Below are 17,240 nucleotides of genomic sequence, written 5' to 3'. Positions count from 1 at the left end.
AAAACTGGGCACAAAAGTACCTACCCCGTCAGTTTAAAACACACTCTTAGGTAATTATTAATTTTGATTAGGGCCGTTACATATGCAAAAAATAATATTTATAACTATCTGTTGCATATTGCTTTTACCTAGCAAGATCCTCGATAAATGAAAAGCGGACGAAGATCTTCTTCGTCCGCTCCCACTAAATACAGGATTAGTACCTTAGTTGAAGGTGTAGCGCACACCTAGCTGTCCTTGCCAGCGCGAATTAAAAGGCGCTATATCGTAGCCGCGGTTATTATTGGCGGCAAATGTGGCCGGGAAAGAGAAAGTGGGGCGGACGTTAGGGCCGGTGATAGTCTCCGGGCGAAGTAGTTCGATGGCGTTATTAGCTACCGAATACTGGTTGCCCCAGTTATTGTTGAGCAGGTTGCCGACGTTCTGAACGTCGAAGCTTACTTGGATGGTGTTTTTCTTGCCACCAGCTACAAAGTTGAAATCCTGCGCTACACGAATGTCCACTTGGTGCGTCCAGGGGGTGCGCGCGGCGAAGCGCTCAGCGTATTGCCCGCGGTGAGTACGCAGGTAGGGGTCGTTTTGAATGAAGGCTTCTAGCTGATCTTGTATCTGGGCTATAGTGCGCGTATCCGTTGAACCACTAGTTACCAGAGCAATTTCGTTGGGGTCGCGGGCGTTGCGAGGAATATAAATCAGGTCGTTCGAGAATGCGCCGTCGTTGTTCACATCACGGCCACCCTGACCGTAGACATACGCAATGGGCGAGCCAGCCAGCCCTTCATAGATAATCGAGATGTTGGTAGCAGTTTTGTTGTTTGCATACCGGATGGTGTAGCCCCCAGTAGCTAGGATGCGGTGCCGGCGGTCATTTATTGAATAGCCTAGCTCGGGATTGTTCGGGTCGGATTGCACTTGGTTGAACTGCCAGTTCGATAAGGCGGTGCTACTAGTACCACTATTTATCTCCCTTGCCCTACCATAGGTATACGCTACCGTTGTGTTCAGGCCGTTGGTGAACTGCTTTTGCAACTGCGCCGTGGCGTTGTAGCGGTAACCCTCGTTGGTGTTGTTAAGCAACAACACGTTGGTGTAGTTTTGATTGATTCGGCGCCCGGCTGTGGTACTAGCATAAACCGGCCGCTGGTCCGGGCCGGCAAGACGATCCACGGGAGCAGTTAGGTTGATGTTTTGATAATAAATATCATTCACTGTTTTAGAGAAAATACCTTCCAGCGTAGCTACAATCTCGCCGGGGAGGCGGAAGTCAACTGCTACGTTGGTGCGCCATACCTGGGGCAGTTTAAAGTCTTTACCCAACACGTTGATTTCGGCCGTTCCGACGGCGCGGTAAGGAGCCGTAGTAAAGACGGTTGGAATGCGCGAAGGATCGGTGACAATCGGTGGATAGACGGTGTTGGCGCCCGTGCCCATTGGACTAGCGTCAACTGCGCCTTGAATCAGGCCATTGTTGGTGAAGCTATTGGAAACCCAAACAAAGGGCACGCGGCCTGTGAAAATACCCGTACCCCCACGCACCTGCACTTTGGCGTCGTTATTAACGTCCCAATTGAAACCTAGGCGAGGAGCCCACAGCAGCTGCCCGTTGGGCACATTCCGCGTGCTAATGTTGCTGCCGAATTGCTCGGTAACTCCTGCATTATATACCGGTCTATCAAAGAAGAAGGGTACGTCCAGACGCACACCTAGCGTAAGGCGCAGGTTCTCAAGGGGTGAGTATTCATCCTGCGCATACACACCAAACTGCATGGCGCTAAACTTGGCTTCGCCATTGTTGGCAGTAGCATAGGCCGCCTGAATCCGGTTGGGCTGGCTATTGAGAAACGCACTCAGCGACGGAAACTGGTAGTACCCGACCCCGTTGTTGATAAACAGGTTGCGGAACTTGAACAGCTCGTTGTGAGTACCTACTGTGACGTTGTGCTTACCAAACGACTTGGTCACGTTGTCAGTGAGTTCGAAAATGTCCTGATCAAGCTCGTTGAAGCCCGAGCTACGTTCGGTACCAAAGGTGTAACGGTTGCCAGCTTCGTTGATTTCAAATGTCGGGAACAGCGAACCGGGCACATCACGTGTGTCACGGATGCGGGTGTAGCTTAGCAACAGCTTATTGGAAAATGTACCTAGGTTGCTGTTTAGCTCGACAACGCTGCTGTTGGTTTTGTTATTGAATACGTAGGCGTTGCTGCCGAAGCGCAGGGCCGTTGACGTACGCGTGATATTATCGTCAAAGGCATCTACGTAGTTATGGCGCACCACTAATTGATGTTTGTCGGACAAGTTGAAGTCCAGGCGGCCGAAGATGCGGTTGCTTTCGGTGCGTCGGGTGATGTCGCCGTACTCGCCTATTTCGTAGCCGTAGCGCTCCAGAGCGGTGCTGGCAATCTGGTTGATAACGTTCACGTCCAGCCGCGAAGTGGAGGTGCCAGGCACAAAAGAAAGCGGCTCATTGCGCCGGTTGATTTCCCCATTCAAGAAGAAGAATACCTTATCCTTCACAACGGGGCCACCCACCCGAAAGCCGGTTTGGTAGTTGTAAAACTCGGCCGCTTTAGTGCGGGGCTCGGTTACACTTTTGCCCACAATGTTCTGGTTGCGGCCGAAACCGTAAATCGACGCCGACAGGTCGTTGGTCCCGGAGCGCGTCACGGCGTTGATGCCGCCCCCAGTAAAGTTGCCAAGGGTCACATCGTACGGTGCAAGTACAATCTGGAGTTCCTGAATGGCATCCAGCGAAATCGGTCCGGTACCGGCTTGACCACCTGGCGTGCCGGTACCAGACAGCCCGAACACGTCGTTGTTCACGGCCCCGTCAATGGTGATGTTGTTGTAGCGGTTGTTGGCGCCGCCGAGGGAACTGCTTCCCCCGCCAGTCGCTTGCGGCGACACCCGGATGAAGTCCTGCAAGCTGCGGTTGAGCGTAGGCAGGCGCTCTATCTGCTCGCGTTGCACAGTGGTAGCGGCCCCCGTACGCCCTGCGCTAATCACAGGGTCGGGGCGACCTGTCACAACTACTTCGTTGAGTTGCTGTGTGGCGTCGGTCAAGCGAATATCGAGGCGCAGGTTTTGACCCAAGGTCAGAAATACGCCTTGCTGGGTAGCATCCTGATACCCGATGAAAGTAGCCCGCACCGTGTAAGGGCCACCCACTCGCATGTTCTGGATGTTGTAGCGCCCTTCCGCATTGGTGGGCGCTATATATTGAGTGTTGGTTGGTATGTGAACCGCAATGACGGTAGCTCCCGGCAGGCCTGCGCCACTCTGGTCGGTGATGATGCCATTCATAGCCGATGTTGTGGCACCTTGGCTCCAACCAACGCGCGCCGACAGCAGAAGCAACAGCAAAAAGAGGTGGTAGTGTAAACTCGACTGTTTCATGTAAAAAAAAAACAATCGTGCTTTCAAGCGCTATACAAAGATAGTCAGCACTTTAACGTTTGCTATTACAGAATGGTTAAGGGCACACGCTCCCCTGCCTCGTCAGTAGAAGCCAAATTCAACTAAGAATTTTACAAAGGGGGCCGCACCGCCTTAATAAAGCGGCTTAAGTAGTAGTCGGTCTCCAGGCTGTTCTCAATCACCCCGAGCGAGCTGGAAGAGTGAATAAACTGCACGCCTTCCGGGGTGGCTTCCGTTACGAGGCCTACGTGCGTGATAGAGTTGCTACCCGGCGACGCTCCGAAGAACAGCAAATCCCCCACTTTCAAATCTTGCGGCTTTACTTGTTCGCCCCACGCGGCTTGCTCATTGCTGGAACGCGGAATGGGCACTTCAATGGCGGCAAACGCCGCGCACAATAAACCCGAGCAGTCCATGCCCAAGCGCGTGGTGCCGCCATACTTATAAGGAGTGCCCTGGTAAGAACGGGCCGTTTCAATAACCGTTACCATTTCGCGGCTGGCATTAAGGGGCGTACTCCGGCGTTTGGTTACTATCTTGGCTGTACCGGATGCCGTGGTAGCCCGCGTTTTGGATTTAGCAATTGGGGCGCGGCCCCGGCGGTTGCGCTCGGCGGCTTTTATGCGGGCCATGTCGCGGGCCGAATAGTAACGGCCGTTGCGGTAATTGACTTTCTTTGAGCCGCTGCAACTTGCCAACCAACTCAGTAGAACTAGCATCAATAATGGCCACGCAATACGCCTGTGCGCCGAATGATGTACCTTCGTCATGTATTCTCGCATTGAGCCAAAGATACGCGAATCAGCCATAAGCTCTTCTATTTATGAATTTCCAATCCCTCACGCCCGAGCTGGTGGTAGCCTTTGAAGCTATTGTTGGGCCAACTCACGTTTTGACCGCGCAGCGCGCCGAGGCCGCTGCTACCGCCGACGCCTACGCCGACTATGGCCGCGACCATACCGAGGACTTGCACTACGCCCCGGATGTGGTGCTGCGCCCGGGTAACGCCGAGGAGATAGGAGAAATTATGCGCCTGTGCTACGAACACCGCATTCCGGTGACCCCGCGCGGGGCCGGCACCGGCCTGAGCGGTGGGGCGCTGCCTATTCACCACGGCGTGGTGCTGAGCACGGAGCGACTCAACCGCATCCTGCACATCGACGAGCGCAACCTGCAAGCCACCGTCGAGCCGGGCGTCATCAACGAGGCGTTTCAGAATGCCGTGAAGGAAGTAGGCTTGTTCTACCCGCCCGACCCGGCCAGCAAAGGCAGTTGCACCCTGGGCGGCAACCTGGCCCATAGCAGTGGCGGCCCCAAAGCCGTTAAATATGGCACTACCCGCGACTACGTGCTCAACCTGCAAGTGGTGCTACCCACCGGCGACATTATCTGGACGGCGGCGAACACGCTCAAGAACTCCACGGGCTACAACCTCACGCAGCTCATGGTGGGCTCGGAAGGTACGTTGGGCATCATTACCAAGGTAGTGTTCCGCCTGCTGCCTTACCCGCAGCAGAACATCCTGATGCTGGTGCCATTCCGCCAGATCGAGCAAGCGGCCGAGGCCGTGTCGGCCGTGTTCCGGGCGGGCATCATCCCCTCGGGCATGGAGTTCATGGAGCGCGAAGCCATTGCCTGGTCATCCGACTACTTGAAGATTCCACTCACCCTGCCCGAGGACATCCACGCTCACTTGCTGATTGAGCTAGATGGACAGGACCTCGACCAACTCTACAAAGAAGCCGAGCAGGTGTACGGCGTACTCGAGCACTACGACGTAGGCGAAATCCTGCTGGCTGACACGGCCGGCCAGAAAGACGATCTGTGGCGCATCCGCCGCAATATTGGCAATTCGGTGCGCTACAATTCCGTATACAAAGAGGAAGACACCGTGGTACCCCGCGCCGAACTGCCTACCCTCCTGAAGGGCGTCAAGGAAATTGGGGCGCGCTACGGCTTCAAGAGCGTGTGCTACGGCCACGCCGGCGACGGCAACTTGCACGTCAACATCATTCGTGGCGAGCTCACCGATGAGCAGTGGAACGTGGGGCTGCGGCAGCCGATAACAGAAATCTTCCAGTTGTGCGTCAAGCTCGGCGGCACTATCTCGGGCGAGCACGGTATTGGGCTGGTGCAGAAAGGCTACATCGGCATTGCGCTGCCCGAAGCCAACCTCGAGCTGATGCGCGGCATCAAGCGCGTGTTTGACCCGGCAGGGATCCTGAATCCAGGTAAAATATTCTAGCAGTAACCGCTTAACGCTGCATAAAGAGGCCCCGCCGGAACTTGGTTCTGGCGGGGCTTTTTGGTGGTGTAAACTGAATTTCTAATTGAACCTTTAAAAACTAACAGGTATTAGTTTTTAAAGGCTAGTTTTGCTGGGCCGCCCGCTGATATTCTTTTTCAGGGTGATGTACGTAAAGCATCAGCGGAAAACCACGAGCAATAGCCAGCATCAGTTATTCATGGCCAAACGGAGTAAAGTCAATCAGCGCCAACGCATACTAGACGAGGCAGCAAAGCTTTTCAAAGAAAAAGGCTTTGCCGGTACTTCCATGCGCGACTTGGGCGGCGAGGTAGGCATGGAAGCCGCCAGCATGTACAACCACATCAAGTCGAAAGACGAGATATTGGAAAGCATCTGCTTCTACGTGTCCAATACGTACATCTCGCAACTAGCCGAGGTGGAAAAGATGGACGCTTCCTACACGAAGAAGGTGGAAACGCTGCTCCGGCGCCACGTGTACTTGATGATAGAAGATGGAGCTGCCGTATCGGTGGCCAACAACGACTGGAAATACCTTACCGGCGACAAACTCATCCAATTCAAAGAGGCCCGCAAACGGTATGAGCAAGGCTTTGCGGCCCTAATTGAGCAAGGCATTGCGGCCGGTGAGCTACAGCCCGTCAATGTATCAGTGGCCCTGTTCACCATTCTGTCGGCAGTGCGCTGGGTGGAACTGTGGTACCGGCCCGGTCGGGGCATCTCCGCCGAAGATTTAGAGCGAAATATCATGACCATTCTGCTGAATGGCTTAGCAAAATAAGATCAGCTGCCAGCTGAGAGTTGCATGTGAGTCGATAATTAATAACTCATAGCTCTCAGCTAGTTACTGGTAATTCACAACTCATGAGTCGTTTTCATAAAGTCAAAATCAAGCGTATCCAGCGGGAAACGCCCGATTGTGTTACCCTGTCTCTGGACGTGCCCGCCGAATTGCAGGACACGTTCAAATTCACGCAGGGGCAGTATTTGACGTTTCGGCGGGAGCACAACGGGGAAGAACTCCGCCGCTCCTATTCTATATGCAGCAGCCCGCTAGATGGCGAGTGGCAAGTGGCTATTAAGAAGGTGCCCGATGGGCGGTTTTCGTCGTTGGCCGTAGAAAACTTGCGCGTGGGGGAAGAGTTGGAGGTGATGCCGCCGGCTGGCCGCTTCTATACAGAACTGCACCCGGCCAACGCGAAGCGGTACGTGGCTTTTGCAGCCGGCAGCGGTATCACGCCGGTGTTTTCCATTGTGAAAACCATTCTGCTAACCGAGCCAAATAGCCAGGTCACGCTTATTTACGGCAACCGGGGCCGCAACTCCATCATTTTCAAGGAGGCCATTGAAGCCCTCAAAAACAAGTTTCTGCGGCGCCTGAGCGTCTACCACATTCTCAGCCGGGAGCAAGGCGACACCGACTTGCTTTTCGGCCGCATCGACGAAGCGAAAACCCGGCAGTTCCTCGACAAGATTTTGCCGCCTAGTCAGATTGATGAGTGCTTTATTTGCGGCCCGGAGGAGATGATAAACGGCGTACGTACCGCTCTAACCTCTGCCGGGGTAGCGCCCGAAAAGATACACTTCGAGATGTTCACCTCGGCGGGTAGCAACAAGCAACAAGCTGGCCCTACAAAAGTGCACCCCGTTGGTGAGGACGATAAGAAAAGCCAAGTCGCGGTGAAGCTCGACGGCAGCACCCACTTGCTTCAGATGTCGTACTACGGCAACACCATTCTGGATGCTATGCTGGAAACTGGTGCCGATGCCCCTTATTCCTGCAAAAACGGTATGTGCAGCACTTGCCGCGCCCGCATCGTGGATGGCAAGGTGGAAATGGACGTGAATTACTCGCTATCCGATACGGAAGTGGCCAAAGGCTACGTATTAACCTGCCAGGCCCGGCCCATGTCAGAGAAGGTAACCGTTGATTTTGATCAGTAACCGGAGCCTCACTTCGATGAACCAACAGAAATTTCTTTACTTTTAGCTAACGAATGTTAGTTAATACTTGTTGCTAGTGCATGGAAACGGTAGAAATCAACCTTGAAGAGCAGTTTCAGGCCCGTATCGACGCGGACGTCCGCATTGAGCCCAAAGACTGGATGCCCGACGCGTACCGCAAAACGCTGATCCGGCAGATTTCCCAACACGCTCACTCCGAGCTGGTGGGCATGCTGCCGGAAGGCAATTGGATTACCCGCGCCCCGTCGTTGAAGCGCAAGTCTATCCTGCTGGCCAAGGTGCAGGACGAAGCGGGCCACGGCCTCTACCTCTACAGCGCCGCCGAAACGCTAGGTGCTTCTCGTGACCAGATGCTGGCTGACTTGCATTCTGGTAAAGCCAAATATTCCAGCATTTTCAACTACCCTACCCTCTCCTGGGCCGATATGGGCTGCGTGGGCTGGCTGGTTGATGGTGCTGCCATCCTCAACCAGGTGCCGCTTTGCCGCACTTCGTATGGTCCCTATGCCCGCGCCATGGTGCGGGTGTGCAAGGAAGAAAGCTTCCACCAGCGCCAAGGCTTTGAGATTATGCAGACGCTGTGCGAAGGCACACCGGTGCAAAAGGAAATGGCGCAGGAAGCTCTCAACCGCTGGTGGTGGCCTACGCTCATGATGTTCGGCCCGAAAGACGCTGACTCGCCTAACACTGCTCAATCGATGAACTGGCGCATCAAGCGCTTCACCAACGACGAGCTGCGCCAGAAGTTTGTGGATATGATGGTACCGCAGGCCGAGTTCTTAGGCTTGACAGTGCCGGACCCCAACGTGAAGTGGAACCAAACTAAGAACGGCTACGACTTCGGCGAAGTGGATTGGGAAGAGTTCTGGAATGTGGTAAAAGGCAATGGCATGTGCAACAAAGACCGCCTCGGAGCCCGCATCAAAGCCCACGAAGAAGGCGCTTGGGTGCGCGAAGCCGCCCTAGCCCACGCCGCCAAACGCAAACAGCGCGAACAGCAGGAGAAGTCTGCCGCAGCTTAGAAACAACTAGAACCATTTAGAAGCCCGTCATGCTGAGCGCAGTGTAACGAAGCCGAAGCATCTCGCTAGTGTGGTAATTTCTTTCGTCAATTCAACGATTCGAGCGAGATGCTTCGACTTCGCCTCCGGCTACGCTCAGCATGACAATAGTAGCACAACCTCAGTCCGCGAGATGCTTCGGACCCTGGCTTGATGCGCCACATGCTCAGCATGACGTTCTGGTCAGCGTGACGGGTTTCTAGGGTGAAGATGAAGGCATAAATAATTTACAGATGAATCAAGCAGAATGGCCGCTGTGGGAGGTTTTTATCCGCAGCAAGCAAGGCCTCGACCATAAGCATGTGGGCAGCTTACACGCTGCGGATGCCACCATGGCTATTCAAAATGCCCGCGACGTGTATACCCGCCGGATGGAAGGCGTCAGCATTTGGGTGGTAGAGTCGGTGCACGTGCACGCCTCTAACCCCGATGACTCCGCCGCCTTCTTCGACCCGGCCAACGACAAAGTGTATCGGCACCCCACGTTCTACGAAGTGCCCGATTCCATCAAGCACATGTAACTCCCTTCCGCATGCAAGTCGCCCCATCCGACACCACTGCGTTGAGTGCCTACTCGCCCGAGGTGCGCCAACACCTGTTTCAGTATGTGCTGCAATTAGCCGATACAAGCCTGATTCTGGGCCACCGCCTATCTGAATGGTGCGGGCACGGGCCGATTCTGGAGCAAGATTTGGCTATGGCGAATATTGCGTTGGACTTGCTAGGCGAAACTCGTAGCTTCTACCAATACGCTGCCGAACTGGAAGGCAAAGGCCGCACCGAAGATGACCTCGCCTTCTTGCGCGTTGCCACCGAGTACCGCAACCCACTGCTGGTAGAACAACCCAACGGCGACTTTGCCGCTACCGTAGTGCGGCAGTTTCTGTTCGACACTTTTCACTTTCACTTCCTGCAACAGCTACAAACCAGCTCCGATGAGCGGTTGGCAGCTATTGCCGAAAAATCGTGGAAAGAGGCTGCCTACCACCTCAAATGGAGCTCGGAATGGATAATCCGGCTAGGCGACGGAACCGACGAAAGCCGCCAGCGCCTCAACAAAGCCTTGGCTAACTTGTGGCGCTACTCCGGCGAGCTAACCACGCCCACAGCCACTGAGCAAGCCTTACAAACCCTAGGCATTATTCCTGAATACACGAGGTTTCAGGAGGCTATGACTGCGCATGTAGCCAAAGTGTTTGCCGAAGCGACCGTACCGGTTCCGCAAGAAACATACATGCAGCGCGGCGGAAAAGAAGGCCGCCATTCCGAGCACTTGGGCTACATTCTAACTGAGCTACAGTACATGCAGCGCACTTATCCGGGTATGACATGGTAGCAACGCAGGCGCCTACTGAGGAACGTGTATGGCAGCTGCTGGAAGAGGTATCGGACCCCGAAGTGCCCGTGCTCAGCATCCTGGACTTAGGCATAGTCCGCAAGGTGCAGGTGCAGGACCAAGCCGTGACGGTGACTATCACGCCTACCTATTCGGGGTGCCCGGCCATGAACACCATTGCCACCGATATTCGGCTGCGGCTCCTGGCCGAGGGTATTACTCAAGTCACCATCCACAACCAACTCAGCCCAGCCTGGACCACCGATTGGATGTCGCAAGCCGGGCGCGAAAAGCTGGAAGCGTATGGCATTGCTCCGCCCGTAGATGGCACAGCGACTGGTCACTTGCTCAACCTATTCGGTCAGGATACCGCCGTGCGCTGCCCGCTTTGCAAGTCCGAGCACACGCACCTAGTTAGTCAGTTCGGCTCTACGGCCTGCAAAGCCTTCTACCAGTGCGACGACTGCCACGAGCCGTTCGACTACTTCAAATGCCATAGCTGATACAAAGAGTATAATCAGCCAATAACTAAAGAAACCCGGTTTTCCTCCTCGTTCAAGGAGTTAGTTAAAGAGGTAACCTTCCACCATAATACTCAAGCCCGTCATGCTGAGCGAAGCCGGAGGCGTAGTCGAAGCATCTCGCGTGCTGATGTTGTGGCACTAAACCCAACGCGTCGAGCGAGATGCTTCGGCTACGCTCAGCATGACAATACCTCGCTAGATTCTCTGACTCTCTATCACTGCAAAACTCTCAAATCCACCCTCTCTCCATGCTCGATTCTGATTCCCTGATTTTCTCTCTGGAAGCTGGTATTGCCACCATCCGGCTCAACCGCCCCGACGTGTTCAACAGCATCAACAAGCCGCTGGCTTTGGCTTTGCAAGAGCGTTTGCGCGCCTGCAAGGAAGATGCTACGGTGCGTGCGGTGTTGCTGACGGGTACCGGCAAGGCCTTTTGCGCTGGGCAGGACTTAGCAGAAATCACCGACCCCAGCAGTCCAGGCGTCTCGGAAATTGTAGAGCAGCACTACAACCCCATTGTGCAATTGATTCGGGACTTGGACAAGCCGGTGGTAGCCGCCGTGAACGGCGTAGCGGCCGGTGCGGGTGCCAACATCGCGCTGGCCTGTGACCTAGTGGTGGCAAAGGAATCGGCCTCGTTTATTCAGGCATTCAGCAAGATTGGGTTGATTCCCGACAGTGGCGGCACGTATTTTCTGCCCCGCCTTGTTGGCATGCAGCGTGCCACAGCCCTAATGATGACTGGCGACAAAGTAAGCGCCTCGGAAGCCGAGCAGATGGGCATGATCTACAAGGCAATTCCAGATGAAAACTTCGACAACGAAGTAGTGGCGCTGGTGGTCAAGCTAGCCACTATGCCCACCAAAGGCCTGGCCTACACCAAACAGCTACTCAACGCCTCGTTTCACAATAGCCTGGAGCAGCAGCTACGTTGCGAGGCCGACTACCAGTACCGCGCCGGCCACACCGCCGACTACCGCGAAGGTGTGTCGGCCTTCATGGAGAAACGCAAACCAACCTTCACGGGCGAATGATTATTGGCATTATCGGCAGCGGCGCCATGGGAGCGGGCATTGCGCAAGTGGTAGCCACGGCCGGTCACACCGTGCGCCTGCTCGACCAGAACTCCGAGGCCCTACAACAAGCCAGCCGCTCTATTGAGGCAAACCTGCGCAAGCTAGCCGAGAAAGGTAAGCTCACCGCTGCCGCCGCCGAAGCGGTTACAGCCCGGCTGCACCCCACCGGCGATATACAGCAGTTTGCGGATTGCGAATTGGTGATAGAGGCGGTAGTGGAAGATTTGACGGTCAAACAACAGCTGTTTCAACAGCTAGAAAGCATTGTGTCTACGGAGTGCGTGCTGGCCAGCAATACCTCGTCCTTGTCTATCACATCTACTGCGGCCGCCTGCCAACAGCCGGAGCGGTTTATTGGCATCCACTTTTTCAACCCGGCCCCCTTGATGCAGCTGGTGGAAGTAATTCCGGCTGTTCAGACGCGGGAAGGACTGGCAACGGAAGTGCGAAAGCTGGTGGAAAGCTGGGGGAAGTTGCCCGTGCTAGCCAAGGATACACCGGGCTTTATCGTAAATCGGGTGGCGCGGCCGTACTACGGCGAGGCCATTCGTATGCTAGAAGAAGGCCTTGCCGATATTGCTACCATCGACTGGGCGCTTACCGAGCTTGGGGGGTTCCGGATGGGGCCGTTTACGCTCATGGACTTCATCGGCCACGACGTCAACTACCGGGTCACGGAATCAGTGTTTACGGCCTTTTTCTACGACCCGCGCTACAAGCCCTCCTTCACGCAGAAGCGGCTATTTGAAGCCGGCTACTACGGCCGCAAAACTGGCCGCGGCTTCTACAATTATGCCCCCGAAACCATACAGCCCGAGCCAAACCGCGACGAAGCGTTAGGCAACGTAATTGTGAACCGCGTGCTGGCCATGCTCATCAACGAAGCCGCCGACGCGCTAGCCCTACAAGTAGCTTCCCGCGACGACCTAGAGCTAGCCATGACCAAAGGCGTCAACTACCCAAAAGGCTTGCTAGCCTGGGCCGATGAGTTAGGCATTGCCGATGTGCTCGACACGCTGGATAATCTCTACGCCGAATACCACGAAGACCGGTACCGCGCCAGCCCCCTGCTGCGCCGCATGGTCCGAAACCGGCAGCACTTTTTTCCATCAACAGCCACTTAGCCTAACATAGATTACTCTTCTAATAGATAGGCCATACCTAGAACTAGAGCTAAAAATTAGTTTACCTCTTCCGATGAGGAGGGGTCAGGGGTGGTCGACTCCGCACTGTTTACTTAGCCCGTACCGTCATGCTGAGCGCAGTGCAACGAAGCCGAAGCATCTCGCTAGTGTGGTAAACTCAAGTAGCACCACAATGTCAGCACGCGAGATGCTTCGGCAAGCTCAGCATGACAGTAAGTATTTTGCATGTACGATGCTTTGACAAGCCATTGACAGATCGAGCATGACAGTTCTGTAGATTGTTCTGGCGCCAATCAACTACTTCGAACCCCTCCTCATCGAAGTAGGGGAAATAGTGCTTAATACCTGTCTTCTTTCCGCTTAACAGCAGACTTCAGAAAGTAAAAATCCCACCCATTGTCTATGACTCCCGCACTTGAAAATTACGCCCTCGGCCGCTGGGTTGCCGGTACGGGCCAGCCACAAGAGCTATACGACGCGAGTACCGGCGATATCATTGCAACCGCCAGCAGCGACGGCCTCGACTACGCCGAAATGATGCACTACGCCCGCACCAAGGGCAACAAGGCATTACGCAAAATGACGTTCCACGAGCGGGGCCGCATGATCAAGGCGCTAGCTCTGCATCTGGACAGCAAAAAAGAAGACTTCTATACCCTCAGCTACCGCAGCGGTGCCACCCGTGCCGACTCTTGGATCGACATTGAAGGCGGCATCGGCAACTTGTTTGCCAATGCTTCCCTGCGCCGAAAGTTTCCAGACAAGCCCTTCTATGTAGACGGCGACCCAATTGCGCTGTCGAAAGCCGGCAACTTCATTGGGCATCACATCATGGTACCCAAAGAAGGGGTAGCGGTGCACATCAATGCCTATAACTTCCCTATCTGGGGGATGCTGGAGAAAATTGCCGTGAACCTGCTGGCCGGCATGCCGGCCATTGTGAAGCCGGCAGTGCCCACAGCCTACCTTACCGAAGCAGTGGTACGGGAAATTATTGCTTCGAAAATTCTGCCGGAAGGCGCCTTGCAACTGGTATGTGGTACAGGCCAAGGCATTCTCGACCACGTCACGTACCAGGATGTCGTGACCTTCACAGGCTCTGCCGAAACGGGACGCAAGCTAAAAGCCCACCCGCGTATTCTGGCCGAAGCCGTGCCGTTCAACATGGAAGCCGATTCGCTGAACTCGGCAGTGCTGGGTCCGGATGCCGTGCCAGGCACCGTGGAATTTGATTTGTTTATCAAGGAAGTGCGCAAGGAGATGACGGCCAAAGCCGGGCAGAAATGCACCGCCATTCGCCGCATCATTGTGCCCGAAAACCTGCTGGAAGACGTGCAGATTGCCCTGGGCAAGGCATTGGCCCAAACTACCATTGGGCACCCGCTGGCCGAAGGCGTGCGCATGGGTGCCCTGGCGGGCATGGCGCAAGTGCAGAAAGTGCGGCAGCAAGTACAGGAACTCGCCAAAAACACGCCCATCGTGTACGGCGACCTGGAAAACGTGCAGGTAATCGGGGGCGACTGCAAAGTCGGCGCGTTTATGTCGCCCATCGTGCTGCTCAACTCCGACCCGTTCCGGTTCACCGACACCCACGAAGTGGAAGCCTTCGGGCCTGTAGCTACCTTGATGCCCTACCACGATGTAGACGAAGCTATTACGCTGTCGAATATGGGGAAAGGCTCGTTGGTTTGTTCGGTTGCCACTGCTGACCCACGCACGGCGCAGGAGTTTGTGTTGGGCGCAGCCACGCACCACGGCCGGATCTTGGTTCTCAACGAGGAAGTGGCCAAGGAAAGTACTGGCCACGGTTCTCCCCTCCCCTTACTCATTCACGGCGGCCCCGGGCGGGCGGGCGGCGGGCAAGAAATGGGCGGCGTGCGTGGGGTAGAGCATTTCATGCAGCGCGTAGCCATTCAAGGCTCACCGAGCATGATTACGGCCATCACGGAAGTATACCAGCAGAATGCCAAGCAGATAGAGAAAGACAAGCACCCCTTCCAGCATTACTTCGAGGAATTGGAGATTGGTCAAACTTACGTCACCCACAAGCACACCGTCACGGAAGCCGACATCAGCAACTTCGCCAACGTGTCGGGCGACAATTTCTACGCCCACGTTGATGCTACCTCTCTAGAAGGCACGCTCTTTACGGGGCGCGTAGCGCACGGCTACTACATCTTGTCGAAGGCAGCCGGTATGTTCGTGGACCCGCGTAAAGGGCCCGTGCTGCTCAATTACGGGCTCGACGAGTGCCGCTTCACTAAGCCCGTGTATCCTGGCACCACCATCGGCGTGAAGCTCACTGTGAAGGAGAAAGTAGACCAAGAAAAGCGCGACGAAACCGACGTAGCGAAAGGCATCGTCCGCTGGCTGGTAGATGTAACCGACCAAACCGGCGAAACTGTAGCCATAACCACGATTTTGACGATGGTGAAGAAGAAAAATCAAGAATAAAACATGGATGATACCAGGGCCAACAATACAGTAGATAGTCGGGCATCATTTGTTGAATTTGTGGCCCTTTTGCGCCAAGACTTTCTCAAGAGCCCAAATAGTTGGGAAAACAACACTCTCGAAAGTTTCTTGGAAGCATTAGGACGGTATGCAGAAGACATTCAGGGCTATTACGACAACTGTGAGGCAGGTGTGAATGCTGACGAACCTAGCTGGCAAAACTTTGCAAATATTTTGAGAGGAGCATCCATGTATGAATAGCTCGTCACCATTACCCATAGATATGACAACGTCAGCACTTACCGCCGGCAAAGTAGAAGCTTCCACTGATGCGCACGGCATCACCACCGTCACCTTCTTCCACCCTTCTCACAACTCTCTTCCTAGCCGCGTACTGACTGATTTGGCAGATACCATTCGTCAATTTGGGCAGGACCCGCAAACGAAAGTCATCGTGCTGAAAAGCGGTGGCGACCGTACTTTCTGCGCGGGGGCCAGCTTTGATGAGCTACAAACCATCGAGACCAAAGAGCAGGGGGAGGAGTTCTTCTCGGGTTTTGCGAAGGTGATAAATGCCTGCCGTACATCGTCGAAAATCATCATTGGGCGAGTGCAGGGCAAAGCAGTGGGCGGCGGCGTGGGCGTAGCGGCCGCGACCGATTATTGCTTTGCCACCACGCAGGCGGCCATCAAGCTCAGCGAGCTAGCGGTAGGTATTGGTCCGTTTGTGGTAGGGCCAGCCGTGGAACGCAAACTTGGTACAGCGGCTTTTCAACAATTAGCACTCGATGCTACCGAATTCCGGTCGGCCGCATGGGCCCGTGACAAAGGCCTATACGCTGACTTGTTTGAGGACCAGGCATCGTTGGACACGGCAGTGCAGACCTTCGCCCTAAAGCTAGCCGCTTATGCGCCCGATGCGTTGCGCGCCATGAAGCGCGTGTTCTGGGAAGGCACCGAGCACTGGGACACCTTACTGCTGGAACGGGCAGCCATCAGCGGAACCTTGGTGCTGTCCGACTTTACGCGCAACGTTATACAAAAGATGAAGGGGTAGATGAAGTATCGCTAGGCTTCTGAGTTGGTTTACGGGAAGATTGAAAACTGCTCAGAAGCCTAGTACGGCTCCCTCTTCTAAAGCTCGATGGTAGGTTTCGCTGTCGAACTCATACAGGAAAGGCGAACGATGCGGCCCTATTTTCTTTTGCTCGGCAAGCTGCCTGATCAAGCCAAGCGCGAGAAGCTTTTTGCGGAAGTTGCGGCGGTCGAACTGCCTGCCGAGGATGGTTTCGTAGAGTGCGTGGATTTCGGGTAAGGTGAATTTTTCGGGCAACAGGTTGTAGCCTATCGGTTGCTGGTACATCTGGCTGCGTAGCGTGAGCAGGGCCGTTTCAATGATTTCGTTGTGGTCGAAGAGCAATGAGGGAATATCGTTTACATCACGCCAGCAGTACTCATCAACCAGAAACTCCGGCTTTATAATGACGTCCGAATAATCGACCAGTGCATAGTAGCCGATGGATAATGTTCGGTCGGCTAACCAGTTGTTCTGGTCGATTGTGACACCCACCTTGGAATAGGTAGTGTTGTGGACCTGCCGCGCCCCGAGTTCGTTGAGTCGCGTGGGACTATCACCAAACGTGTGAAACTGCCGCAAAAATAAATTGTGGAGTTGCGTCTTATCGGCCAATATTCGGCTTGCGGCCTGCGTCAGCGTTTCATCTCTGGCTATAAAACCACCCGGTAAGCTCCACTTGCTGTGGGCATGGTAGCGAATCAGCAAAATTTTGAGCTGGTGCTGATGGTAGCCAAAAATGACACAATCGATTGAAAGGTGGGGCAAATACCGCTCATGGCCGTTATGAACAAAGTCGAGAACCTCATGGGTAGTGTCCATAGGCAGCAAAAATTTATTGCGTAAAATAAACGTATTAAAAAAAAATTTCTACATTTAATCTCCTGATAATACATAATAAGTTCACCTGCACACAAGGGA

Annotated in this window: 15 protein-coding genes; 12 read left to right on the top strand and 3 right to left on the bottom strand. The window is 54.6% G+C overall.

Features of this window, described 5'->3' with window-relative positions; all coding sequences use genetic code 11:
• Positions 1-204: 204 nt before the first annotated feature.
• Both P1X16_RS02185 and P1X16_RS02180 read right to left on the bottom strand, forming a co-directional pair.
• Positions 205-3,396 (bottom strand): TonB-dependent receptor, encoded by a 3,192-nt coding sequence (locus P1X16_RS02185; RefSeq protein WP_277225965.1) that lies wholly within the window; start codon positions 3,394-3,396, stop codon positions 205-207.
• Between the two features lie 131 nt (positions 3,397-3,527).
• Positions 3,528-4,136, bottom strand: a complete 609-nt coding sequence (locus P1X16_RS02180) for a C40 family peptidase (RefSeq protein ID WP_277225963.1) — start codon at positions 4,134-4,136, stop codon at positions 3,528-3,530.
• 104 nt (positions 4,137-4,240) lie between these two features.
• Between P1X16_RS02180 and P1X16_RS02175 the strand changes: the two genes are divergently transcribed.
• From P1X16_RS02175 to P1X16_RS02120, 12 genes are all read left to right on the top strand, one after another.
• Positions 4,241-5,662: an FAD-linked oxidase C-terminal domain-containing protein gene (locus P1X16_RS02175; protein ID WP_277225961.1), complete on the top strand. Its 1,422-nt coding sequence runs from the start codon at positions 4,241-4,243 to the stop codon at positions 5,660-5,662.
• 220 nt (positions 5,663-5,882) lie between these two features.
• Positions 5,883-6,464, top strand: coding sequence for a TetR/AcrR family transcriptional regulator (locus P1X16_RS02170; protein ID WP_277225959.1), 582 nt, complete (start codon positions 5,883-5,885; stop codon positions 6,462-6,464).
• A gap of 83 nt (positions 6,465-6,547) precedes the next feature.
• Positions 6,548-7,627 carry a 1,2-phenylacetyl-CoA epoxidase subunit PaaE gene (paaE, locus tag P1X16_RS02165; protein WP_277225957.1) on the top strand — a complete coding sequence of 360 codons (1,080 nt, stop codon included), beginning with the start codon at positions 6,548-6,550 and terminating at the stop codon, positions 7,625-7,627.
• Between the two features lie 80 nt (positions 7,628-7,707).
• Positions 7,708-8,670 carry a 1,2-phenylacetyl-CoA epoxidase subunit PaaA gene (paaA, locus tag P1X16_RS02160; RefSeq protein WP_277225956.1) on the top strand — a complete coding sequence of 321 codons (963 nt, stop codon included), beginning with the start codon at positions 7,708-7,710 and terminating at the stop codon, positions 8,668-8,670.
• A 272-nt stretch (positions 8,671-8,942) separates the two neighbouring features.
• Positions 8,943-9,230 (top strand): 1,2-phenylacetyl-CoA epoxidase subunit PaaB, encoded by a 288-nt coding sequence (gene paaB, locus P1X16_RS02155; RefSeq protein ID WP_277225954.1) that lies wholly within the window; start codon positions 8,943-8,945, stop codon positions 9,228-9,230.
• 11 nt (positions 9,231-9,241) lie between these two features.
• Positions 9,242-10,045, top strand: coding sequence for a 1,2-phenylacetyl-CoA epoxidase subunit PaaC (gene paaC, locus P1X16_RS02150; protein WP_277225952.1), 804 nt, complete (start codon positions 9,242-9,244; stop codon positions 10,043-10,045).
• Entirely contained in the window at positions 10,039-10,548 is a 510-nt protein-coding gene (paaD, locus tag P1X16_RS02145) for a 1,2-phenylacetyl-CoA epoxidase subunit PaaD (protein ID WP_277225950.1), read from the top strand. The genes paaC and paaD overlap by 7 nt, the downstream gene beginning before the upstream one ends.
• 269 nt (positions 10,549-10,817) lie before the next feature.
• Entirely contained in the window at positions 10,818-11,603 is a 786-nt protein-coding gene (locus tag P1X16_RS02140; RefSeq protein ID WP_277225948.1) for an enoyl-CoA hydratase-related protein, read from the top strand.
• Positions 11,600-12,769, top strand: a complete 1,170-nt coding sequence (locus P1X16_RS02135; protein WP_277225946.1) for a 3-hydroxyacyl-CoA dehydrogenase NAD-binding domain-containing protein — start codon at positions 11,600-11,602, stop codon at positions 12,767-12,769. Before P1X16_RS02140 ends, P1X16_RS02135 begins: the two co-directional genes overlap by 4 nt.
• Positions 12,770-13,192: 423 nt before the next feature.
• The gene (gene paaZ / locus P1X16_RS02130; RefSeq protein ID WP_277225944.1) at positions 13,193-15,244 is read left to right on the top strand and encodes a phenylacetic acid degradation bifunctional protein PaaZ; all 2,052 of its coding nucleotides are present in this window, start codon (positions 13,193-13,195) and stop codon (positions 15,242-15,244) included.
• Positions 15,245-15,247: 3 nt separating this feature from the next.
• Positions 15,248-15,505, top strand: a complete 258-nt coding sequence (locus P1X16_RS02125; RefSeq protein ID WP_277225942.1) for a hypothetical protein — start codon at positions 15,248-15,250, stop codon at positions 15,503-15,505.
• Between the two features lie 22 nt (positions 15,506-15,527).
• Complete coding sequence (locus P1X16_RS02120; RefSeq protein ID WP_277225940.1) at positions 15,528-16,301, top strand: enoyl-CoA hydratase/isomerase family protein; 774 nt, start codon at positions 15,528-15,530, stop codon at positions 16,299-16,301.
• A 51-nt stretch (positions 16,302-16,352) separates the two neighbouring features.
• Here P1X16_RS02120 and P1X16_RS02115 read toward each other — a convergent pair whose 3' ends face one another.
• Positions 16,353-17,141, bottom strand: a complete 789-nt coding sequence (locus P1X16_RS02115) for an NUDIX domain-containing protein (protein ID WP_277225938.1) — start codon at positions 17,139-17,141, stop codon at positions 16,353-16,355.
• Positions 17,142-17,240: the final 99 nt, after the last annotated feature.

The organism is Hymenobacter sp. YC55 (assembly GCF_029433095.1).
In the GTDB taxonomy this organism is placed as follows: domain Bacteria; phylum Bacteroidota; class Bacteroidia; order Cytophagales; family Hymenobacteraceae; genus Hymenobacter.
The sequence above is the reverse complement of the archived record's forward strand: the minus strand, read 5'-3'. Positions and strand labels throughout refer to the sequence as shown.

Coding starts and splice junctions, on each gene's coding strand:
- P1X16_RS02185 (WP_277225965.1), bottom strand. CDS start 3,396: ATGAAACAGTCGAGTTTACACTACCACCTCTTTTTGCTGTTGCTTCTG.
- P1X16_RS02180 (WP_277225963.1), bottom strand. CDS start 4,136: ATGCTAGTTCTACTGAGTTGGTTGGCAAGTTGCAGCGGCTCAAAGAAA.
- P1X16_RS02175 (WP_277225961.1), top strand. CDS start 4,241: ATGAATTTCCAATCCCTCACGCCCGAGCTGGTGGTAGCCTTTGAAGCT.
- P1X16_RS02170 (WP_277225959.1), top strand. CDS start 5,883: ATGGCCAAACGGAGTAAAGTCAATCAGCGCCAACGCATACTAGACGAG.
- paaE (WP_277225957.1), top strand. CDS start 6,548: ATGAGTCGTTTTCATAAAGTCAAAATCAAGCGTATCCAGCGGGAAACG.
- paaA (WP_277225956.1), top strand. CDS start 7,708: ATGGAAACGGTAGAAATCAACCTTGAAGAGCAGTTTCAGGCCCGTATC.
- paaB (WP_277225954.1), top strand. CDS start 8,943: ATGAATCAAGCAGAATGGCCGCTGTGGGAGGTTTTTATCCGCAGCAAG.
- paaC (WP_277225952.1), top strand. CDS start 9,242: ATGCAAGTCGCCCCATCCGACACCACTGCGTTGAGTGCCTACTCGCCC.
- paaD (WP_277225950.1), top strand. CDS start 10,039: ATGGTAGCAACGCAGGCGCCTACTGAGGAACGTGTATGGCAGCTGCTG.
- P1X16_RS02140 (WP_277225948.1), top strand. CDS start 10,818: ATGCTCGATTCTGATTCCCTGATTTTCTCTCTGGAAGCTGGTATTGCC.
- P1X16_RS02135 (WP_277225946.1), top strand. CDS start 11,600: ATGATTATTGGCATTATCGGCAGCGGCGCCATGGGAGCGGGCATTGCG.
- paaZ (WP_277225944.1), top strand. CDS start 13,193: ATGACTCCCGCACTTGAAAATTACGCCCTCGGCCGCTGGGTTGCCGGT.
- P1X16_RS02125 (WP_277225942.1), top strand. CDS start 15,248: ATGGATGATACCAGGGCCAACAATACAGTAGATAGTCGGGCATCATTT.
- P1X16_RS02120 (WP_277225940.1), top strand. CDS start 15,528: ATGACAACGTCAGCACTTACCGCCGGCAAAGTAGAAGCTTCCACTGAT.
- P1X16_RS02115 (WP_277225938.1), bottom strand. CDS start 17,141: ATGGACACTACCCATGAGGTTCTCGACTTTGTTCATAACGGCCATGAG.